Source organism: Xenococcus sp. PCC 7305, assembly GCF_000332055.1.
In the GTDB taxonomy this organism is placed as follows: Bacteria; Cyanobacteriota; Cyanobacteriia; order Cyanobacteriales; family Xenococcaceae; genus Xenococcus.
In genome coordinates this window covers 77,939-102,257 of the sequence record NZ_ALVZ01000233.1, presented here as the reverse complement: position 1 = coordinate 102,257, position 24,319 = coordinate 77,939, and the positions used below count along the sequence as shown (strand labels likewise).

Annotated in this window: 6 protein-coding genes; all 6 read left to right on the top strand. The window is 38.8% G+C overall.

The window, feature by feature from the left end:
• The first annotated feature begins 133 nt into the window (after nt 1-133).
• Complete coding sequence (locus XEN7305_RS29905) at nt 134-5,101, top strand: non-ribosomal peptide synthetase (protein WP_006512446.1); 4,968 nt, start codon at nt 134-136, stop codon at nt 5,099-5,101.
• A gap of 13 nt (nt 5,102-5,114) precedes the next feature.
• Nucleotides 5,115-9,698 carry a non-ribosomal peptide synthetase gene (locus XEN7305_RS25520; protein WP_006512445.1) on the top strand — a complete coding sequence of 1,528 codons (4,584 nt, stop codon included), beginning with the start codon at nt 5,115-5,117 and terminating at the stop codon, nt 9,696-9,698.
• Nucleotides 9,699-9,759: 61 nt separating this feature from the next.
• Nucleotides 9,760-11,052 (top strand): diaminobutyrate--2-oxoglutarate transaminase, encoded by a 1,293-nt coding sequence (gene ectB / locus XEN7305_RS25515; protein ID WP_006512444.1) that lies wholly within the window; start codon nt 9,760-9,762, stop codon nt 11,050-11,052.
• Between the two features lie 112 nt (nt 11,053-11,164).
• Entirely contained in the window at nt 11,165-13,906 is a 2,742-nt protein-coding gene (locus XEN7305_RS25510) for a non-ribosomal peptide synthetase (RefSeq protein ID WP_006512443.1), read from the top strand.
• Nucleotides 13,903-19,779 (top strand): non-ribosomal peptide synthetase, encoded by a 5,877-nt coding sequence (locus tag XEN7305_RS25505; protein WP_006512442.1) that lies wholly within the window; start codon nt 13,903-13,905, stop codon nt 19,777-19,779. The genes XEN7305_RS25510 and XEN7305_RS25505 overlap by 4 nt, the downstream gene beginning before the upstream one ends.
• 80 nt (nt 19,780-19,859) lie before the next feature.
• Nucleotides 19,860-24,308 carry a non-ribosomal peptide synthetase gene (locus XEN7305_RS25500; RefSeq protein ID WP_006512441.1) on the top strand — a complete coding sequence of 1,483 codons (4,449 nt, stop codon included), beginning with the start codon at nt 19,860-19,862 and terminating at the stop codon, nt 24,306-24,308.
• Nucleotides 24,309-24,319: the final 11 nt, after the last annotated feature.

Here is a 24,319-nt window from a genome sequence, read left to right as displayed (position 1 = left end):
CGCAAAGGGAATTAAAAATGATCTTTAAGTCTATGAACGCAGGTTAGTATCAGGAGCTTAGACAAGACAATCTTTTTAAATTTATTATTAAGACTAATTATCAATAAAATCAACAAGATTATTAATTGAGTAGATGAAAGATTTTTCCCAGAGAATGGCTGCCCTTTCCCCCGCCCAACGGACGTTGCTAGAATATCGTCTCAAGAAGAAAGGTGCTAATAATGTAAAACCACCATTAATTAGTAATTCTCAGTCCAACTCTGGGGAGCAAATACTTTCCTCTGCTCAAGAAAGGCTATGGCTGCTGCATCAATTACAGCCAGAATTGCCTTTGTACAATGAAATTAGTCTTGTCAAATTAACAGGCTCACTCGATATCACATTATTAGAGCAAAGTTTTAACCGAGTTATTGAACGTCATCAAATTTTACGGAGTAAGTTTATTGCCCAAGAGGGAAAACCGATTTGTCAGATTGCTCCTGAGCTTTTGGTCAAAATACCCATTGCAGAAATGCCTCAGCAACCAAACTCGGAAGCCAACGCGATCACCTTAGCAACTCAAGAAGCTCGCAAGCCCTTTGACTTGGAAGCCTCTCCTTTATTTCGACTGCAACTATATCGACTAAATAAAGAGCAATATCTGTGGATGATCGCAGTACATCATATTATCTGTGATGGTTGGTCGATGGCGATCTTTATCCGAGAAATAGCCACAGTTTATGCCGACTTAAAAACAGGAAAAGCACCTTCCTTGCCGAAGTTGTCGATTCAATATCCAGATTTTGCTTTATGGGAAAAACAGCTATCAGATAAGATCTTTGACTCTCAACTCGATTACTGGGAACAGCAACTAAAGGGCAACTTACCGAAACTAGAACTACCAAGTCTTAATCGACAACATCAAACCAATGGAATAAATTCGTGTCGAGGTGCGAGGGAATCAATTTTACTCTCAAGCCAACTCAGCCAAGGATTGAAAGCTCTCAGCCAAAGTAAGCAAGTTACCTTATTTATGTTGCTATTGGCGGCATTTAAACTATTGTTATTTCGCTACACAGAGATTGAAGATATTTTAGTTGGTTCCCCGATCGCGAATCGAAATCGTCCGGAATTGACAGCCATGATCGGCATCTTTCTCAATACTTTAGTGCTCCGCAGTGATCTCTCTGGTGATCCTAGTTTTTCCGAGCTACTGCAACAAGTTAAAAAAGTTGCTCTAGAAGCTTATTCTCATCAGGATTTACCCTTTGAAAAATTAGTTGCCCAACTACATCCAGAAAGAAATACTAGCCAGTCGCCACTGTTTCAGGTGATGTTTATTTTATATAATCTGCCCACTGCCAATTTAGAGCTACCAGGGTTGCAAGTAGAAGATATTCCCATTGATAACGGGATGGCATTATTTGATCTTACTCTAGAGATTAGAGATAGCGATCGCGGATTGGATGTTTGCTTTGAATATAACAGCGATCGCTTCGGGGCTAATGAGATCCAAAGATTGCTGAGACATTACCAAACAATTTTAGAAAACATAGTTATCAATCCCGACTTGCCCTTGTCTGGGATTGAGATGTTGAGATCAGCAGAAAAGCAACAGTTATTAATTGGATTTAATGATAATAGTCAGGACTATCCCGTTACGCAAACGATTAGTCAGTTATTTGAATCTCAAGTCGCTAAAACGCCAAATAAAATTGCCGTAGTTGATAGTGAGAAGAAATTAACTTATCAAGAACTGAATGCGCAAGCCAATCAAATAGCCAGATTACTAACCAGTTTAGGATTACAGCCTGAAGAGTTTGTCAGTATTTGGCAAGAAAGAAATGCTAACTTTGCGATCGCGATATTAGGAATCTTAAAAGCAGGCGGGGTTTATGTTCCCATCGACTCCAGTTATCCCCCAGAAAGAATTGCCTATATATTGGCCAATAGTGAAAGCAAGATTGTGCTCTGCGATCGCTTCTGTCGGGAAAATTCCAACCATATTCTGGAAAATTGTCCTAAGTTAAAACATATTGTCTGTCTAGATGATGAAGATTTAGACTCCAACCAAAGCAGAGAAAATATAGAGTTGGCACTAACGGGAATTGACCCAGCCTATATGATTTATACCTCTGGTTCGACAGGATTACCCAAAGGCACAATTATTCGTCATGGTGGCGCGATTAATCATATCTATGCTGAATACGATGCTTTAGATTTAAATTCAGATTTAACTTTTCTGCAATCTGCCCCGGCTTCTTCTGATATTTCTGTTTGGCAATTTCTCGCCCCGATTCTAATTGGTGGTAGAACAGTAATCATCAATCAAGAAACTCTTTGTAATCCCGAACAATTATTCCAAGTCATTCAACAAAACCAAATTACTCTAGTAGAACTGGTTCCCGTAGTGTTGAGAAGTTTCATCGATTACTTATCTAAGTTAGATACTGAATCTAGAAAATTACCATCTCTGCAATGGATGATGGTTACAGGAGAATCAGTAGCAGTAGATTTAGTTAATCAATGGCTTAAACTATATCCGAATATTGCGATCGTTAATGCCTATGGCCCAAGTGAAGCTAGTGACGATATTACCCAGGAGATCATCACACAGCCTCTGCCAGAAAATAGCAATACAGTTGCGATTGGTAAACCATTAGCTAATCTCAATCTTTATATCCTCAACTCTAACCAGCAATTAGTTCCTGTTGGTGTTCCAGGAGAAATTTGTGTCTCTGGCTATGGAGTTGGTATTGGTTATTGGCACAATCAGGAGAAAACCCAAACGAGTTTTATTGCGAATCCTTTTGCTGAAACAGCTAAACCATTGCCAGGAGTTGAGAGAGATTTACTTTATCGAACAGGAGATTTAGGCCGATGGTTAGATAATGGTTCGATTGAATATTTAGGAAGAATCGACAATCAGGTTAAGATTCGCGGATTTCGGATTGAACTAGGAGAAATTGAGACCATTATCGCTCGACATCCCTTGATTCAAGATGCGGTAGTGAATGCTTGCGTAGATAAAAATGGGGAGAAAAGATTAGTTGCCTATTACATTACGCCACAGTCATTAGACAGTAAACTAAGACAGAAGAATGAAGGCAACCCGAAAAGATCCCACTTTGCACAAGAGGGCTTCTTAAAGGAAGAGATTTTAAACCAAAGTGAGAAGGAAAAAGTAGATTTAAACCTTCTGCCTTCTGCCCTCTCTCTTGGTGAGCGTTCCCTTGCGCCTGACGGCGGCGCGGGGTCTCACCGCTGCCCTCTGCCTTCAAGGGCAAAGCCCGATAAACAATTACGAGAATTTCTTAAGACAAAACTACCCGATTACATGATGCCCTCAGCTTGGGTGGCGTTAGAAGTTTTTCCCTTGACTCCCAATGGAAAATGCGATCGCAAATCTTTACCGATTCCTGATTTTGAGATCTCAACCAGTAAATATATTGCACCACGTAATTCGACAGAAGCAAGCCTGACTAAAATCTGGCAAGAAGTCTTAAATCTAGAACAAATAGGAATCAAGGATAATTTCTTTGAACTAGGAGGACATTCTCTACTAGCGACTCAAGTTGTCTCAAAGATACGTCAAAGTTTAGCGATCGAGTTACCGTTACGTTGTTTATTTGAATATCCGACAATAGCCGAATTAGCTGAGCAACTAGAAAATAGTGTGGCGACAGAAATTCCTCTGATTAGACCTGTAGCCAGAGCAGGAAATTTACCTTTATCCTTTGCCCAACAGAGACTATGGTTTCTCGCTCAATTAGAACCAGAATCCTTTGCCTACAATGGCACCAGCATTTTAGAACTAGAAGGAAAACTCAACTTAGATGCATTGTCTCAAAGCATTAATGAAATCGTCAGAAGACATGAAGTTTTACGGACAAGTTTTACTGTCGTTGATGGTCAACCGAGACAACAAATCGCTGCGGAGTTAAATCTTGATTTAAAGCTTATTGATTTATCAGAATTTTCCTCCCCTGAGCGAGCAACAGAAATTAAAAGATTAGAGCAAGCCCATACCGAGCAGCCATTTGATTTAACTCAGTCGCCGTTATTTAGATTGACACTTTTGCGAGTAGAGACGAATCAACATCTGTTGCTAATGACAATGCATCATATTATCTGTGATGCTTGGTCAACAGGAATCTTTATCCATGAACTATCACAGTTGTATACAGCGTTTGCCAATAATCAATCAAATCCATTACCAGAATTACTAATTCAGTATGCAGATTTTGCGGCTTGGCAACGTCAACTATTACAAGGAGAATTTTTAGAATCTCAGTTAAATTATTGGCAACGACAATTAAATCAACTTCCTCGGTTAAACCTGCCGACTACTGTTCCTCGACAGGAAGTTACGACCAATCCTAGTGCTCAAGAAACCTTTCTAATTCCGGTGGAGCTCTCTCAAGCGGTGGGGCAATTATCTCGTCGCGAAGGCGTGAGCTTGTTTATGACGATGCTAAGCGTTTTACAAATTTTGCTACAACATCATACGAGTCAAGATGACATTGTGGTGGGAACGGATATTGCGAACCGTAATCATGGGGAGATAGAGTCTTTAATCGGCTTTTTTGTCAATTTGTTAGTTTTACGAACCGACTTGAGTGGCAATCCTAGTTTTACTGAATTACTGCAACGAGTACGGCAGATAACTTTAGCAGCTTATGCCCATCAGGATTTACCTTTCGATCGCCTGGTAAAAGCATTACAACCACAAAGATATTTGAGTCATACACCATCTTTGTTTCAGGTTTTATTGGTGTTGCAAAATACTCCTTTGCCAGCTTTTGATTTGCCAGGATTGAGTTTGAAACTAAGAGAAGTCGAAGATGCAACTACAAGATTCGATCTAGCTTTGTTTTTGCAGGAAACAGAAACTGGAATTGTCGGGGAGTGGCAATATAATTCTGATTTATTTACGGCGAAGAAAATTAATCGCTTGTCAAATCACTTCCAGACTTTACTCGGTAGCGTGATAGCAACGCCCGATGCTCGGCTGAATAATCTCCAAATCTTGAGCGATCGCGAAATAGCAGCACAAAATCAAGCCAAACAACAAAAGAAAATTTCTAAATTAGCAAAATTTAAAGCAATTAAGACTAAATAATCAGGATAAATGTATGGCAACTCCAACTCTTACCGGCTTTGGGCTCTCACCACAACAAAAACGACTATGGCGACTTCAGCAAGATGATGCGGCTTACTTGACTCAAGGGGCGATCGCGATCGCGGGGAATTTACAAACCGCAAGATTGAAACAAGTAGTCGAACAAATCGTCGCTCGCCATCAAATATTGAGGACAAATTTTAGTCGTTTACCTGGGGTCAAATTACCAGTAATGACGATAGCTGATCGCAGTGGTTTTTGGTGGCAAGAAATCGACTTTCGAGAGCGCGACCTGGATCTTGAAGAGTTATTTGAGAAAGAGAGTAGACAAGCTTATGATCTCGAAACCGAGGCTAGTTTACGATTAGCTTTATATCAAGTTTCGGCAACTAACTATATTCTCAAAATTACTTTACCTGCTTTGTCTGCCGATTACTGGACATTGAAAAATCTGTTTAATGAGATTGCCGATGGCTATGGTAACTATCAAGCTAGTCAATCAGCAGAAGAAATACAATATGTGCAATTTTCTGAATGGCAAAACCAATTATTAAGCGATGAAGATGCAACAAACGCAGAAAAGTTTTGGCAAGAACAAAGGCTGAACTCTTTTAGATTACCCTTCGAGAACCATTCTGTAGGCGTATCTAGAGTAAAGATGCAAACTTTAGATATCGCGATCGCAGAAGATCTTATAACCCAACTAGAAACGATTGCTCAAAAATATCAAACTAAGGTTTCTTCAATCTTACTCGCCTGTTGGCAAATCCTGATCTGGCGACTAACAGACGAATCTAGTATTGCGATCGGGACTTACTGCGATCGCCGAGAATATGAAGAAATGCACTCAATTATGGGATTGCTAGCTACTTGTTTACCAATTAAAAGTGATTTGACTGGAGATCTGACATTTGCTGAAGTTATCGCAAACCTGGAACAGACTTTAGAATCGGTTCTCGAATGGCAAGATTATTTTTCCTTAAAATCTGATGATGATTTGGTATTCCCCATTGGGTTTGAGTTTCAAGAATTACCTAGTCCTCAAGATTTGGGAGCGCTAACTTTTTCTTTATTAAAACAATCTAGCTCAATTGAAAGACATAAACTTCAACTGTCTGGTATTCGTCGGCAGAATAGTTTATTTATCGAAATTAATTATGATCGAGGTTATTTTTCTCCAGAGACGATTGATAGTCTTGCTCGACAATTGCAAGCTTTGCTAGGAAGTGCCACAACAGATCCAGAATGCAAGATTGAGGAATTATCGATTCTTGATGCACGCGATCGCGAACGAATTTTCCACGAATTTAATCAAACCACCAAAGACTATCCCCAAGGGCAATCGATTCAGCAACTGTTTGCCGAGCAAGCACAAAAAACTCCCCATGAGATAGCGGTGGTTTTTGAAGAGCAGCAGTTAACCTATGCTCAACTTAACTCCCAAGCCAATCAATTGGCTCATTACCTACGAGAGAGAGGAGTAAAACCTGAAGTTTTAGTGGGGTTGTACTTAGAAAAATCCTCTTTATCAATTGTCGGACTATTAGGTATTCTCAAAGCAGGAGGTGCCTATTTACCTCTAGATGCCAATCTACCAAAAGCAGCGTTAGGCGATCGCCTGGATGATGTACAGATAGTCTTAACTCAACAAAAATTAGTCTCGAATTTACCTCAATCGATCGCAGAAATTATTTGTCTAGATCAAGACTGGCAAAAAATTGCGAAGGGCAGCGAGCTTGATCCGAGTCAAGAAACAAGTCCAGAAAATCTAACTTATGTCTTGTTCACTTCGGGTTCGACAGGAAAACCTAAAGGAGTCGCGATCGAGCAGCAACAACTGCTTAATTATTACTATGCCATTTGCGATCGGCTTCATCTCCAAAAGAATAAAAGTTTTGCGCTGGTTTCTTCTTTGGCAGCAGATTTAGGAAATACTGTGATTTTTCCTGCTTTGTTAACTGGTGGTTGTTTACATCTTATTGCGAATGAAAGAGCTAGTAATCCTGAAGCACTAGCAGATTATTGCGATCGCCACACCATAGACTATCTCAAAATCGTACCTTCTCACCTAAATGCGCTCTTGAGTGCAGCTCAACCCGAGAAAATATTACCAAGAAAAGGCTTAATTTTAGGAGGAGAAACTTTAAGTTGGCAATTAGTGACTAAAATCCAACAATATCAACCCCATTGCCAAATTTTCAACCATTATGGGCCAACGGAAACGACAGTGGGAGTCCTCACTTATCAAGTTGAGACAAACACTGATCACCAATCAGATACAGTACCTATTGGCAAACCCTTAGCTAATAACCAAGTTTATATATTAGATAAAAAATTACAACCAGTACCTATCGGTGTACCAGGAGAACTCTATATTGCTGGAGCACAGGTTAGTCGAGGTTATCTAAATCAACCTGAATTGACAGCCAAAAAGTTCATCAAGAATCCTCTGATCAATATCCATCTGCCATCTGCCTTCTGCCATCTGCCTTATCTTTACAAAACAGGCGATCGCGTTCGTTACCTGCCCAATGGCAATATTGAATTTCTCGGAAGAATCGATCATCAGGTTAAAATTCGCGGGTATCGGATTGAATTAGGCGAAATAGAATTTGCACTACAACAACATCCTCAGATTAAAGAAGCGATCGCGATCGCCAGAACAGATAAAACTGGAAAAAAACGGCTAGTAGCTTATCTTGTGTTTGAACAACAGCAAAGTTTAAACGATCAAGATTTAGCCAATTTTCTGCAACAGAAATTACCTAACTATATGATTCCGGCTGTCTGGATACCATTAAAAGCCTTACCCCTCACTGCCAATGGCAAAGTAGATCGACTCGCATTACCCGCACCAGAGCAAGCTAAATCCCAAACCGAGAAAGTTTTTGTTGCACCGCGTAATCCTACAGAGGCAATCTTAGCGGATATTTGGGCACAGGTATTAGAGGTTACCCAAGTCAGTATCGATGATAATTTCTTTGAGTTAGGGGGAGACTCAATTTTAAGTATTCAAATTATTGCGAAAGTTAATCAAGCAGGCTTTAAAGCCACTCCCAAACAGATATTTGAATATCCCACAGTGGCAGGCTTAGCTGCTAAGATCACGCCTCAAGATAATAACTTGAATATCGAGATAACTTCCTCAGCTCATGACTACAAAAAGTTTTTACCAGAATTACAAGCTAAAATTGCCCCCGAACTTCTAAAATCCCTTGAAGATATCTATGAACTAACCCCAATCCAAAAAGGTATCTTGTTTCATAGTTTGTATGATTCGACCAATGGACTGTATTTATTCCAAGACACATTTACAATCAAAGCATCACTAAATATTGAAACTTTTGTCGCAGCTTGGCAGCAAGTAGTACAAAGACACACTATTTTACGCACAGGATTTTATTGGGAAGATCTAGAACAACCGCTACAAGTTGTTTATCAACAGGTAAAATTACCCTTTGACTATCAAGATTGGCAAAACATTGAAACTGAGAAGCAGCAAGAGCAATTGCAATCTTTTTTGAAACGCGATCGCTCTCGTAATTTTGATTTAGCTCAACCCTGTCCGATGCGGTTAACTTTTTTCCGCTTGGCTGACGATATTTATGAACTGGTTTGGACTAGACATTTTATTGTGGCAGATGGTTGGTCAGTGCCACTATTGCTTAATGAAGTCGTGCAAATTTATCAGTCTATCGAGGAAAAACGAGAATTCTCTTTAGCACCTAGCACGCCATTCCGTAGTTATATTACATGGCTAAACCAACAAGATCCATCCCAAGCAAAGCAATTTTGGCAACAGATGCTGGCAGGGATTAAACGCCCGACTCCGATTAATAATTTGTATATCGAGGGGAATAGCGATCGCCAAGAACAATATGATGATCGGCAAATTGCTTTATCGCCAACTATGAGTCGCCAACTTAATACTTTTGTCAAACAACATCATTTGACTTTAAATACTCTTATTCAAGGTGTTTGGGCGATCTTACTTAGCCATTACAGCAATCAAACAGAAGTCTTATACGGCTGTACAGTTTCTGGTCGTCCACCTGAGTTGGAAGGAGTTGAATCCATTGCGGGAATGTTGCTTAATACTTTGCCTGTCAGAGTGAAGGTCGAACCAGAAAAAGCTATTTTGCCTTGGCTAAAACAACTACAAAAGCTATTAGTCGAAATTCGGCAATACGAATATAGTCCTTTAGTAGAAGTCAAAGCCTGGAGTGAAATTCCGCCGGGATTACCTTTATTTGAAAGTATTGTAGTCTTTGAGAATTTACCCCAACCCGAAAGCTTGCGAGATGAGAAAAGAGCTTTAGAAATTATTGACTTCAACACTTTTTACAAGATCAATTATCCAATTACGGTAGTTGTCGTGCCGAGTTTTCCTTTATTAGTCGGGGTTAATTACAATTTCAATCTAGTTGATGCGGGAACAATTGATGGGATTTTAACTCATTTCAAAATGCTATTGAATTTCATTATGGATAATCCCGATCGCTGTTTACAAGATATTTCCCTAGTAACAAAAGAGCAGCAAAAAATTATTGCCATGCTAGAGCAACAAGTAACTTTTAATTTTGATAATTCTGCTTAAAAAAATGTACGAAGCGAATGGATAACAGGTCAAATAATAACCAATAAACCAATAACTAATCATGAAAGTTTTTGAACAATACGAATCAAATGCAAGAAGCTATTGCCGCAGTTTTCCTACTGTATTCAATAAGGCAAAAAAATCAATTATCTATGGCAGCGATCGCGAATATATTGACTTTTTAGCAGGAGCAGGAGCACTCAATTATGGTCATAATAATGATTATATTAAACAAAAAGTTATCGAATATTTAGATACTGACGCGATCGCCCATGGTTTAGACTTTCACACTTCTGCTAAGGAGCAGTTTATTACTAAATTTTGCAATGCAATTCTGACACCAAAAAACCTAGAATATCGATTGCAATTTTGTGGCCCAACAGGCACAAATGCTGTTGAAGCAGCCTTAAAGTTAGCCAGAAAAGTTACACAGAGAACGGGGATCTTTTCCTTTATGGGAGCATTTCATGGCATGACTTCTGGTAGCTTATCGGTTACTGGCAATAAAGAAATCCGAGCTGGAATTTCTGGGATTGCTAATGATGTTACTTTTATGCCTTATCCTGACGGAAAACGGACAAATTTTGATACCTTGGCCTATTTAGAATCTATACTGGATGATTCTCATTCAGGGATTGCCAAACCAGCCGCAATTATTTTTGAAACCGTTCAAGCAGAAGGAGGAATTACGGTTGCGCCGATCAAATGGATGCAAGAATTACGAGCCTTATGCGATCGCCATGATATTTTATTAATCTGTGATGATATTCAAGTTGGTTGTGGTCGCACGGGGTCTTTTTTCTCCTTTGAAAGAGCGGGGATTGTTCCCGATTTAGTGATTCTTTCTAAATCAATTAGTGGCTATGGTTTTCCAATGTCATTATTATTAATTAAGCCAGAATTGGATATTTGGAAGGCAGGAGAACATACTGGAACTTTTCGAGGCAATCAAATAGCTTTTGTCGGAGCAACGGCCGCACTTGAATACCGAGAAAAGACTTTACTAGAGAAAGAAGTTAAACTCAAAGAATTTTTCTTGAAAAAGTTTTTAAATGAAAAAATAAAACCAATCAATGACAAAATAGAAATACGGGGAATCGGGATGATTTGGGGTATTGATCTTGGCGAGTTTAACAATCCAGAGCTAGCCAAAAAAATTAGTACTCTTTGCTTTGAGCGTGGTCTCATTATTGAGCGAGTTGGGAGAGGAGATAATGTTCTTAAAATCTTACCACCTTTAAATATTGAAATGCAGATTTTACAACAAGGTTGTTCCATAATCCAAGAAGCTTTAACTGATTGTTTAACGACAAGTATCTATAACGATTATGAATTAGAAAAAGTTAGTGCTTAAGTTTCTTGGGAGTTAGTCATCTCAAAATTATTATCATTTGGCAATATCTCCCATTTATCAAAAACCTTGATATTGCCAAGCCCAATTTAATCAATCAACTTAAAATAAGGAAATGGTTGTCACTAATCCTCGTAAAAATATAATTACGCCCGAAGAATTATTTTTTAATAAAATTTATTGGTCAAATCAATTAGCTGGAGAATTACCAGAAACAAATTGTCTGACTGATTACCTTAGAACTCAAGATACTATCAGAATAGATCAAGAATTTTCTTTTAAGATTCATCCGAGTTTATCGAAAAATATTATTAAAATAGCCCAAGGCTCTGATTTTTCTATCTATTTGCTACTGTTAACTAGCTTAGTTATTTTTCTGCATAAATATCTCGATCGCGAGCAACTAGTGATCGGCTCACCCAGTTATCAAGCGACGACTAATAATATTGTTCCTCTAAGATTTAAGCTAGATCCCCAACTTACGTTTCAAGAGATCTTAGAACAAGTTAAAGATATTACGATCAAGTCCTACAGCTATCAGGATTATCAATTTCCCCAACTAGTTGAGCAACTAGAAATATCTCAGCAAGCGAATAGATGTCCGATCTTTGATCTGTTAATTGCTTTAGAAAATATCCATAACCTCGATAGCTTAGAAGCGATTAATAACGACCTTACAATTGTTTTTGCTGTTGAGCACGATCTTATTAAAGGAAAAATATTATACAAAAGCAGATTATTTAATAAACAAACTATCGAATTATTTAGTAAATATTATCTTAATGCGTTAGTTGCTAATCTCAACAATATTAGTAATGCTAAGATCTCTGAACTTAGTTTAATTACGAAACGCGATCGCGACCAAATATTACAAGAATTCAATCACAACCAACAAGAATATCCAGTCACGAAAACAATCGATTATTTGTTTGAATCACAAGTAACCAAAACACCAGATCGCATTGCAGCAATTCATGGCAATAATCATTTAACCTATCAAGAACTGAACCAAAAAGCGAATCAATTAGCCAAATTACTTCAACAACTAACAATTCAGCCAGGAGAATTTATTGCGGTTGTTAAAGAAAGAGATCTTAATTTTTTAATCTCAATTCTGGCAATTTTAAAAATTGGAGGAGTTTATATTCCCATTGATAGTAGCTATCCAACCGAAAGAATCAAATATATGGTGACCAATAGTCAAGTAAAGACTATTTTAACCGATCCCCTCACCCTCAAAACTTTACCAGAATCAATCGCCGATTGTCCGCAACTCAAGAATTTAGTTTGCTTAGACAAGAAACAAAATGTAGGGGCGCAGGGTCTGCGCCCAATAAACAAGGGAATAAATATTAATTATTTGGGATTGGATTCAGAAATAGGTAATTTTGATAATCTTAATTTAAAAAGAGCAGGAACAGATTTAGCCTATACCATCTATACCTCTGGTTCTACGGGATTACCCAAAGGAGCAATGATTCGACATGGTGGGGCGATTAATCATATCTATGCTCAATTTGATGCTTTGTCCCTGACAGAAAATCTCACCTTTCTGCAAACAGCGCCCGCTTCCTCTGATATTTCCGTCTGGCAATTTCTCGCACCAATCCTGATCGGCGGCAAAACAGTCATTGTGGATACCGAAACAATCTGCGATCCGCCCCAGCTTTGGCAAACCATTCAACAATCACAAGCTACTTTAGTCGAATTAGTACCAGTAGTACTCCAAGGTTTATTAGAATATCTTGCCAAGTTAAGTCCTGAAGCTAGAAAATTGCCATCTCTGCAATGGATGATGGTTACAGGAGAAACGGTAGCAGTCAATTTAGTCAATGATTGGCTCAAATTATATCCCAATATTCCCGTTGTCAATGCCTATGGCCCTAGTGAGGCTAGTGATGATATTACCCAAGCAATTATCGATCGCCCATTACCAGAGAATCAACGCCTCGTTCCCATTGGCAAACCTTTAGCTAACTTGAATCTTCATATTCTAGATAGCAATCTCAAATTATTACCCATCGGTGTTCCAGGAGAAATTTGTGTCTCCGGTTATGGAGTCGGTGTTGGCTATTGGGACAATCAGGAGAAAACCCAAGGGAGCTTTGTCCCCAATCCCTTTCCTGAAATTGCTAAACCCTTACCAGGAGTGACGGCAGATTTACTTTATAAAACAGGAGATCAGGGACGCTGGTTAAGTGATGGCTCGATTGAATATCTTGGGAGAATTGATAATCAAGTAAAAATTCGGGGTTTTCGGATCGAATTAGGAGAAATCGAAACAGTTTTAACTCAACATCAAGAGATTGAAATGGCAGTCGCGATCGCCCGATCAGACGATTCAGGAACTAAAACTTTAGTTGCTTATGTCGTCCCAAAAGATTCTAGCTTAGTAAATAATCGCGAACTCATTCTAGAACTTCGCCAGTTCCTCGAAACCAGATTACCAAAGCAGATGATCCCCTCAGCTTTGATGTCTTTAACCGCCTTACCACTCACTCCTAGCGGCAAAATCGATAAACGAGCCTTGCCAGAAATTCAAGATGCCCCCAGAGAATTTATCGCCCCCCAGACAGAGACAGAAAAGACTGTAGCTGCTATTTGGGGAGAAGTCTTAAAGCGATCACAGATTAGTATTGACGATGATTTTTTCGAGCTAGGAGGACATTCTCTGTTGGCAACTCAAGTTATTTCCCGCTTAAGAGAGCAGTATCAACAGGAAATAGCTTTACGTAGTTTATTTGAAAATCCGACCCTCGGGAAATTAGCAAGCTATCTAGACAAGATACAAAGCTTACAACAATTACAAACCATGCCCGTAGAGACAACAAGCGATCGCGAGGAATTTGAGCTATGAAAACCATTAACGATTTTTTATCCCAGCTTAATAGTTTAGATATCAAACTTTGGACTGAGACTATCCCAGAAAATAGCTCAGAAGTTCGCTTGCGTTGTAATGCGCCCAAAGATGTCTTAACATCAGAAATCAAAACTGAACTCACCCAACGTAAAGCAGAAATTTTAGAGTTTTTGCTTCAGCTTAACCACACCACAACTGAGATTAAACCTGTTCCTCGCACTGAGAATCTACCCTTATCCTTTGCCCAACAACGTCTATGGTTTCTCGATCGCCTAGAGCCAGGAAATCCCTTTTACAATCAACCCGCTGCTTTGCGTTTAACTGGGAAACTGCAAGTTGAAATTCTCGAACAAAGTTTTCAAGAGATTATTAGACGACATGAAATTTTAAGAACCAATTTTACTAATATCGCAGCACAAACCGTTCAAGTTATTAAGTCAGAAGTCGACTTTCAACTACCACTGATTGACCTCAGTGATCTATTGCCCAAAGAAAAACCAGCCAAAATCAGACAAATAGCAGAACAAGAAGCCGAATATTCATTTGACTTAGAACGAGATTTATTACTGCGAGTTACCCTACTAAAATGCGATCGCCAAGAACATATAATTTTATTTACTACCCACCATATTGTTTCCGATGATTGGTCAACAGGAATTTTAATTCAAGAAATCGCGACTCTCTATCAAGCTTTTATCGAGGGAAAACCATCTTCCTTGCCAGAATTATCAATTCAATATGCAGATTATGCTGTCTGGCAACGTCAATGGTTAGCGGGCAAAGCCCAGTCAATCCAGGTCAATTATTGGCAACAGCAACTCGGGAATAACCTCTCAATCTTGAATTTACCGACAGACTATCCTCGACCAACTAAGCTGACTTATCAAGGTGCCAATCAATCTTTTACCCTTTCACCAGCTTTAACCCAGGCACTAAAAACGCTTTGCCAGAAAGAAGGTGTGACCCTCTTTATGCTGTTGCTGGCAGCTTGGAACGTTCTTTTACATCGTTATAGTCAGCAAACAGATATTGTGGTCGGGACGCCCATCGCCAACCGTAACCGAGAAGAAATTGAGAATTTAATTGGTTTCTTTGTCAATACCTTAGTCTTGCGAACTGATTTAGAGGGTAATCCTAGTTTTCAAGAATTATTGCAAAGAGTCAAAAAAGTTACGCTAGGAGCCTATAGTCATCAGGATTTACCCTTCGAGCAACTAGTAGAAGAATTAAAGCCAGAACGTCATCTCAATCGCAATCCTTTGTTTGATGTTATGTTTTCGCTCCAAAATGCACCCGAAGCGGAACTAACATTGCCAGGATTAACTTTAAGTTCTTTTGAAGAATCAGGTAACACAGCCAAATTCGATCTCAGCTTGGATATGTTTGAGTCGGCCGCTGGATTATCAGGGGTTTTTGAATATAGTACTGATTTATTTGCATCTAACACGATCGCCAGAATGATCGGCAATTTTCAGGTTTTATTAGAGGCGATCGCGACTCAACCAGAAACAGCGATCGCACAATTACCGTTATTAACCAAAGAAGCAAGACAACAACTTCTCTTCAACTGGAATGACAATCTAGCTGAATATCCCGTAGCTCAATCTATTCATATCTTATTTGAACAACAAGTAGCACAAACACCAGATGCGATCGCTCTAGTCTTTCAAAAGCAATCTCTAACTTATAGGCAATTAAACGAGCAAGCTAACCAACTGGCAAGATGCTTGCGAGATCTTGGGTTAGAAGCAGGAGAATTTATTGGTATTTACCAAGAGCGATCGCCTAACTTCTTAATTTCGATTTTGGCAATCTTGAAAGCAGGTGCGGCCTATATCCCAATGGATCATAGTTATCCCTCAGCCAGAATTGAGTATATGTTATCCAACAGCCAAGTTAGATTTTTATTGGTAGATTCTGGATGCATCAAGGCTATTCTTAATTCAACTCAAGATTATGCTGATCTCCAATATTTAATTAACCTAGATAGTGAATCAGAAAGCAAGTTAAAAGAATTGACCATTCTCGGTAGTCGGTCATGGCGGCATTTAGCCGCAGATAATTTAGGGATCTCTGTGACGGGAATTGAACCCGCCTATATGATTTATACCTCTGGTTCCACGGGATTACCCAAAGGCACAATTATTCGTCATGGTGGGGCAATTAATCATATCTATGCTGAATACGATGCCCTCAGTCTCAGCTCAGATTTGACTTTCCTCCAATCGGCCCCGGCTTCTTCTGATATTTCCGTTTGGCAATTCCTGGCACCTCTGTTAATCGGTGGCAAAACAGTCATTATTAACCAAGAAACTCTTTGTAATCCCCAACAATTATTCCAAGTAATCCAACAAAACCAAATTACCCTGGTGGAATTAGTTCCAGTAGTTTTGAGGAGTTTCGTCAATCATCTTTCTCAAGTAGCTCCTGAAGCTAGAACATTGCCATCTCTGCAATGGATGATGGTAACAGGGGAATCAGTTTCTGTTGATTTAGTTAATCAATGGCTTAAACTATATCCGAATATTGCGATCGTAAATGCTTATGGGCCAAGCGAAGCGAGTGATGATATTACCCAGGAGATTATCACACAGCCTCTCCCAGAAAATAGCAATACAGTTGCAATTGGTAAACCATTAGCGAATCTCAATCTTTATCTCCTCGACTCTAACCAGCAATTGGTTCCTGTCGGTGTGCCAGGGGAAATTTGTGTTTCGGGTTATGGTGTGGGTCTTGGTTATTGGCGTAATGAGGAGAAAACCCAAGCTAATTTTATTGCTAATCCTTTCCCAGAAACAGCTAAACCATTGCCAGGAGTGACGACAGATTTACTTTATAAAACAGGAGATTTAGGTCGATGGTTAGATAATGGTTCGATTGAATATTTAGGGAGAATCGATAATCAGGTTAAGATTCGCGGATTTCGGATTGAATTAGGAGAAATCGAAACTGCGATCGCCAAATATCCTGGAGTTAAAGATGCGGTAGTGAATGCTTGCACAGATAAAAATGGAGAAAACAGATTAGTTGCCTATTACATTGCGCCACAGTCATTAGACAGTAAACAATTACGGGAATGTCTCAAGGCAAAACTACCCGATTACATGATGCCCTCAGCTTGGGTGCAGTTAGAAGTTTTTCCCTTGACTCCCAATGGAAAATGCGATCTTAAATCCTTACCGATTCCTGATTTTGAGAGTTCCACCAGTAAATATATTGCCCCACGTAATTCAACAGAAACAAGTTTGACTAAAATCTGGCAGGAAGTTTTAAATTTAGAGCAAATAGGAATCAATGATAACTTCTTTGAATTAGGAGGACATTCTCTACTGGCGACTCAAATCAGTTCTAAAATCCGTCACAGTTTAGCGATCGAGTTACCGTTACGTTGTCTATTTGAATATCCGACAATAGCAGAATTAGCGCCACAACTAAAAAGTCATAATTTAACAGAAAAACCACCGATTAAACCGATAGCTAGAGAAAGAGATTTACCTTTATCCTTTGCCCAAGCCAGACTTTGGTTTCTCGCCCAATTAGAACCAGATAACCCAGCTTATAATATTCCCGAAGCTATTCGCTTGCAAGGAGAGTTAGATCTAGAGATTTTAACCAAAACAATCGCCGCAATTATTCAGCGACATGAAACCCTTCGTACCAACTTTAAAATAATTGCCGATGAACCAGTACAGATAATTCATTCCGAGATTGATTTTCAACTATCGACAATAGATTTAAGTACTGTACCTCAAATTTCACGAGAACAAGAAGTTAGGAAACTCACAGAAACCGAAGCCTTAAAACCATTTGATCTCGCAAAAGATTCCTTACTACGGGTCACCTTAATTAGACTACATGAAGTAGAACATATCGTCCTATTTACCATGCACCATATCATCTCTGATGGTTGGTCAACGGGAATTTTAGTTCAAGAAGTTGCCACGCTTTACCCAGCTTTTTTAGTAGGAAAACCATCGCCTCTCCCAGAATTACCAATCCAATATGCAGACTATGCGGTTTGGCAACGGGAATGGTTGCAAGGAGAAGTTTTAGACCGACAACTAAGTTACTGGAAACAAAAACTCGGTGGTCAATTACCTGTGCTTAAATTGCCATATCGAGAGCAAAAACCAATCGTAAAAACTAATCGCAGTCAAAATCATAGTTTTACGCTGTCTCAAGATTTAACTTCTGGTCTAGAACAACTATCTCGACAGACTGAGACAAGTTTGTTTATGGTGGTCTTGGCGACCCTGAAGACTTTACTATATCGCTACACCCAGCAGGATGATATTGTCGTTGGCGCAGATATTGCCAATCGCAATCAGTCAGAAACCGAGGGATTAATCGGCTTTTTCGTTAATTTGCTGGTGTTACGCACAGATTTATCTGGTTACCCCAGTTTTCGAGATTTATTAACCAGAGTAAGGAAGGTTACCCTCTCCGCTTATGCCCATCAGGATTTACCTTTCGATCGCCTGGCTCAAGAGTTGCAACCATCCAGGCAACTAAATCAAGGCAATTTATTTCAAGTGTTATTGGTAATGGATAATCTGCCGATCACAGAATTAGAGCTTCCTGGTTTAACTATTTCATCTCTCGCCGAAGTTGATAGTCGAGCCAAATTCGATTTGGTTTTATTTATCTCGGAAACGACCCAGGGAATGGTGGGTAATTGGCAGTATAACGATGATCTTTTTGAGCATAATGCGATCGCAAAATTATCTGCTCATTATGTAACTTTACTCGAAAATATTGTTTCCCAGCCAGATCAGCGAATTAACAAATTAGAAATGATTACTCAATCAGAAAAGGAGGTCCAAACAATGGCAGAAGTCACCCAAGAAAAAAGTAAATTTAATAAGTTTCTTAATATCAAACCCAAAGCCGTTAGCTTACCATCATCAGAAGAGTTAATCAAAGTAGATTTCTTACCATCTGCAAGTTCTATCCCGTTAGTAATTACTCCTGGAGTTAAAGATTTAGATATATTTGATTGGGTGAAAAATGAAAGAAAGTTTTTAGAAGATAAGTTACTAAAACACGGGGCAATTCTTTTTCGTAATTGTCAGCTAAACTCTATTGCCGATTTTGAAAAGTTGGCACAAGCTATTTGTCCTAATTTATTTAGTAATTATGGAGATTTGCCGCGTACAGGAGTTAGCGACAAAGTTTATGGCTCGACTCCCTATCCTAATGATAAAACAATCTTTTTTCACAATGAAAGTTCTCATTTACATTGTTATCCACAAAAGATTTGGTTTTTCTGCGTAGAACCAGCCGCAGAAGGAGGAGAAACTCCTATTGCAGATTGTCGTCAGGTTTACAAATTTCTAGATGCACAATTGCGAGAAAAATTAGAAGATAAACAATTAATGTATGTGCGGAACTATATAGAAGGTCTTGATGTAAGTTGGCAAGATTTTTTCCATACTCAAGATAAATCTCTAGTGGAAAGCCAGTGTCGTAAATCGAAAATGGAGTTTGAATGGTTATCGAATAATGGATTGAGAACTAGGAAGATTAGACCTGCGATCTCACAACATCCAATAACCCAAGAAAAAACCTTTTTTAATCAAGTTCAACTACATCATATTTCCTATCTCGATGCTCAGGTGAGAGAATCTTTACTCTCATTATTTGGAGAAGATAGTTTACCTCGTAATGTTTATTATGGTGATGGTACTGCTTTAGAACCAGAAGATATTCAAGCAATTAATCAAGCTTATCAACAAGCTACTATTAGTTTCCCTTGGCAAAAAGGCGATGTCTTAATGCTAGATAATTTATTGACTGCCCATAGCCGTAATCCCTATAAAGGTAAGCGAAAAATTGTAGTTTCAATGGGAGAAATCATCAGCAATGAATAATGAATCTGTAGAGACGTAGCATGCTACGTCTCTACGGGATTTTGGCAACACGTTTGTACGAGGGTAATGAAGAATAAAAAATGAAAGCAGAAACTTTACAAGGATTTAGATTGTCTCCTCAACAAAAACATCTTTGGCAATCACAACAAAATAATAGGATTCGTTTTGCTCAGGCTGCAATTAAGATTGCAGGAGCAGTTGACTTACAAATTTTACAAACAGCAATTCAGAAAGTTGTTGATCGCCAAGAAATTTTGCGAACTAATTTTAATCAGCGATCGGGAATTTCAATTCCTTTACAAGTTATAGCTGAAAGCAATAAGATTTCTTGGCACACTATTGATTTTTTTGAACCCAACCCAGAAAATATAGAACAAAAGCTCGGAGAATTATGTTGCTCAGAGAAAGTAACTGATTTTAATTACGAATGCAATTCACCATTACGTCTATTACTCGTAACTTTAAATCACGATCTTCATTATTTAATTATTACTTTACCTTCTTTATATGCAGATAGTCAGACGATTAATAATTTAGTACAAGAAATTAGTCAAAGCTATGATTTATGTTTACAAGGAAAAGACTTTAGTGAAGAACCTATACAATATATTCAATTTTCAGAATGGCAAAATGAATTATCAACAGAAGGTTCACCAGTAGGACAAGATTATTGGCAAAAGCAATCACAAGATAAAAACTCTTTATTCCTTCCTGGCGAGCTGAATTCTAATCAAAACCAGAGAATAGAATCAAGCATATATTCTTTAGTTATAAGCCCTGAATTGACAGATAAAGTTATCACTAAATATCAGAGTAATTTATCTAACTTTCTGAGAGTTTGTTGGTATATCCTGCTCTCAAAGTTAACTAATGAGTCAGAAATTTTGGTCTCGAATCTCTTTGCTGGTAGAAAATATACAGAATTAGCCAATACTTTGGGATTGCTAGCCCAATTCTTACCTGTAAGTTGCACAGTCTCTAAACAATTTACGGTACAAGAAATTTTATCTAACCTAGAACATAATTTAATCCAAGCAGAAAAATATCAAGAATATTATCTTGGAATAGGGGCGATTCGCGAATCGCCCCTACTAATTGGGTTTGAATTCGATAAATTACCTAGTCAATATAATGTTAATAATGTATCTTTCTCTATATCTCAAAAAGATATTCATCTAGAAAACTTTAAACTTAAACTTACTTGTAAACAACAACAAGATTGTTTAATTACAGAATTTCACTATGATGCTCAGAACTTTGCCGCTGAAACCATTGCTCTTCTGGCTCAACAATTTCACACTTTAGTGGCAAGCGCGATCGCGAATCCAGAAGCGACAGTAGAGGAATTAAACATTCTTGATTCCCAACAACGCCATCAGTTATTAGTCGAATTCAACAACAACAAATCTAACTATCCTCAAGATAAATCTATTCATCAGTTGTTTGAATCTCAAGTAAGCAAAACACCAAATAGCATTGCGGTTATCTATAACTCAGAACAACTAACTTATAGTGAATTAAATCAAAAAGCCAATCAATTAGCTAATTACTTAAGACAAAAAGGAGTCACCCCCCAATCCCTAGTTGGTTTATATTTAGAGCGATCGCATTTCTCGATTATTGGTTTACTCGCTATCCTCAAAGCCGGTGCAGCGTATTTACCTTTAGATGCAGCTTTGCCCACAGAAGGATTAACTTTTCGGTTGCAAGATGCAGAAGTATCGATACTATTAACTCAGCGATCGCTCATAACCAGAATTCCGAAAACTATTCCAGAAACAATTTCCCTAGATTCAGATTGGGAAACGATCGCCAAAGAAGATCACAATAATCCTCAGCATCAAACAAAACCAGAAAATTTAGCCTATGCCATTTATACCTCTGGTTCTACTGGTACGCCCAAAGCTGTCGCGATCGCTCATAAACAATTAGTCAATTATGTATACGCAATCAGAGAAAGATTCAATCTATCTTCAGGCGCTAGCTTTGCGACCGTATCTACTTTTGCCGCCGATTTAGGCAATACAATGTTATTTCCCGCCTTATGCACTGGTGGATGTCTGCATATTATTCCTCAAGAAATAGCCTCCGATCCTCAAGCATTTAACAATTATTGTCAAAGCCATCCCATCGACTATCTCAAAATTGTTCCGTCCCATTTATCAGCATTATTAGCCTCTTCTGCAACAGCAGAATTTTTACCCCGAAAGCAACTAATTTTAGGTGGAGAAGCCAGTAATTGGCAGTTAATAACTAAAATCCAACAGCACAAACCGAATTGTCAGATTTTCAATCATTATGGGCCGACAGAGACCACGGTGGGAGTACTCACTTATCAAGTTGAAACACGGGGAAATGGGGAAATGGGGAGTTGGGGAAATGGGGAGTTGGGGAATCGATTATCCAGCACCGTACCAGTAGGTAAGCCTTTAGCTAATAACCAAGTTTATATATTAGATGAACAATTACAGCCAGTCCCTTTAGGTGTGCCAGGAGAACTCTATATCGGTGGAGCACAGGTTAGTCAAGGCTATCTCAACCGCCTTGAATTGACTCAAGAAAAATTTATTAACAATCCTTTTTCCGTCCCCAAATCCCTAAATCCCCCAATCCCCCAAAACCCCAACCCCCTAATGTACAGAACAGGAGATCGCGTCCGTTACTTACCAGCCCTAAAGGATACCGCTTCGCATAATGGCAATATTGAATTCCTCGGGAGAATCGATCGCCAAGTAAAAATTAGGGGTTTCCGCATTGAATTAGGCGAAATTGAAAATAAATTACAACAGCATCCAGGGATTGAATCAGCCGTAGTTATTGCCAGTAGGGATGAACGGCTATTTGACCTTGAGAACAAACGCTTAATCGCCTATGTAGTTACAAATCATCAGTTTCGGCTCCTCCATCAAAATCAAAATCAGGTAATAGCCAGTGAATTACGTAGTTTTTGTATTGCTCAATTTCCTGAATATATGATCCCATCAGCCTTTGTTGTCCTCAAGACAATGCCCTTAACGGCTAATGGAAAGATTGACTATCAAGCATTACCGACGACCGAACAAACTCGTCCAGAATTAGAACAGCTCTATATTGAACCGCGATCGCCTTTGGAGAAGCAACTAGCTGAAATTTGGACAGAAGTATTAGGTTTAGAAAAAATCGGCATTAATGATGATTTCTTTGAGTTGGGCGGCCATTCACTTTTAATCACTCAACTACTAGCCAAAGTTAGAAATACTTTCCAAGTTGAATTACCCCTCAAAGATTTATTTAATGCTCCGACTATTGCTGATTTAGCTAAGAGACTGGGAGATGGGGAGACAAGGGAGATAAGGAGAGAGACTACTATTGATCTCAATTCTGAAGCAGTGTTAGATCCTCAGATTGTTCCTGGTGACAATTCTTTCGACATTACTACTACACCTAAGAATATTCTGATAACTGGCGCAACTGGCTTTTTAGGGGCTTTTCTCCTCAATGAATTATTACAAAAAACTACCGCAAAGATTTATTGTTTAATTCGTGCTAAAAGTATTACTCATGGGCAACAGCGGATTGCCAAGAAACTAAAATCCTATTTACTTTGGAATGAAAGTTTCCGCGATCGCATTATGCCTATCGTCGGTGATTTATCACAACCATTTCTCGGACTTTCAACAGATCGCTTTAGCAGGCTAGCTGAGACTATTGATGTCATTTACCATAACGGTGCCTGGGTTAATTTCACCTATCCTTATTCCCAACTAAAAGCAGCTAATGTCTTGGGAACCGAGGAAATTTTAAGACTAGCTATTCACAGTAAAGTTAAACCAGTCCATTTTATCTCTACCATTGGTGTGGTTACCGCTGCCGATCGCCAATTAGAAATTATCTCAGAAGACACACCCATCGAGCATTGTGAACAAATCCCTGGGGGTTATACCCAAAGTAAATGGGTAGCAGAAAAGTTAATTGCTATTGCTCGCGATCGCGGAATTCCCACAACCATCTATCGACCAGGACGAATCTCAGGACATAGTCAAACAGGAGCTTGTAACCCCGATGATCATACCTTCAGAATGATTCGAGGCTGTATTCAAATGGGGACAGTGCCTCAAGATGATTCGATGATCAATTTAACGCCTGTCGATTATGCCGTCAGCGCGATCGCTCATTTATCAAACCAACCAGAATCCTTAGGCAAAACATTCCATCTGGTTAACCCTCAACCTACTCCCTGGAATGAAGTTGTTAACTCCGTGATTGATTTGGGTTACCCCCTCAGACAAATTGAATATACAAAATGGCGTGAGAAATTACTAGAAATTACCGAGCGATCGCCAAATCATCCCTTATCCCCATTAATTAGTACTTTTGCCGCCAGTGCAACATCGCAAAAAAATACAGAAGAAGCGATCAGCCAGGAACTAGTCGCCATTAATACCAATTCTGGATTAACAGGAACTGAGATTGTTTGTCCCCAATGCGATCGCAATTTATTAAGCACCTATTTTTCCTATCTTTCAAACAAAGGTTTATTAACCAAATAATTAACAGAGGT

Excerpts from the sequence above, each read along its gene's own strand:
- XEN7305_RS25510 (WP_006512443.1), top strand. The coding sequence starts at position 11,165 with ATGGTTGTCACTAATCCTCGTAAAAATATAATTACGCCCGAAGAATTA.
- XEN7305_RS25500 (WP_006512441.1), top strand. The coding sequence starts at position 19,860 with ATGAAAGCAGAAACTTTACAAGGATTTAGATTGTCTCCTCAACAAAAA.
- XEN7305_RS29905 (WP_006512446.1), top strand. The coding sequence starts at position 134 with ATGAAAGATTTTTCCCAGAGAATGGCTGCCCTTTCCCCCGCCCAACGG.
- ectB (WP_006512444.1), top strand. The coding sequence starts at position 9,760 with ATGAAAGTTTTTGAACAATACGAATCAAATGCAAGAAGCTATTGCCGC.
- XEN7305_RS25520 (WP_006512445.1), top strand. The coding sequence starts at position 5,115 with ATGGCAACTCCAACTCTTACCGGCTTTGGGCTCTCACCACAACAAAAA.
- XEN7305_RS25505 (WP_006512442.1), top strand. The coding sequence starts at position 13,903 with ATGAAAACCATTAACGATTTTTTATCCCAGCTTAATAGTTTAGATATC.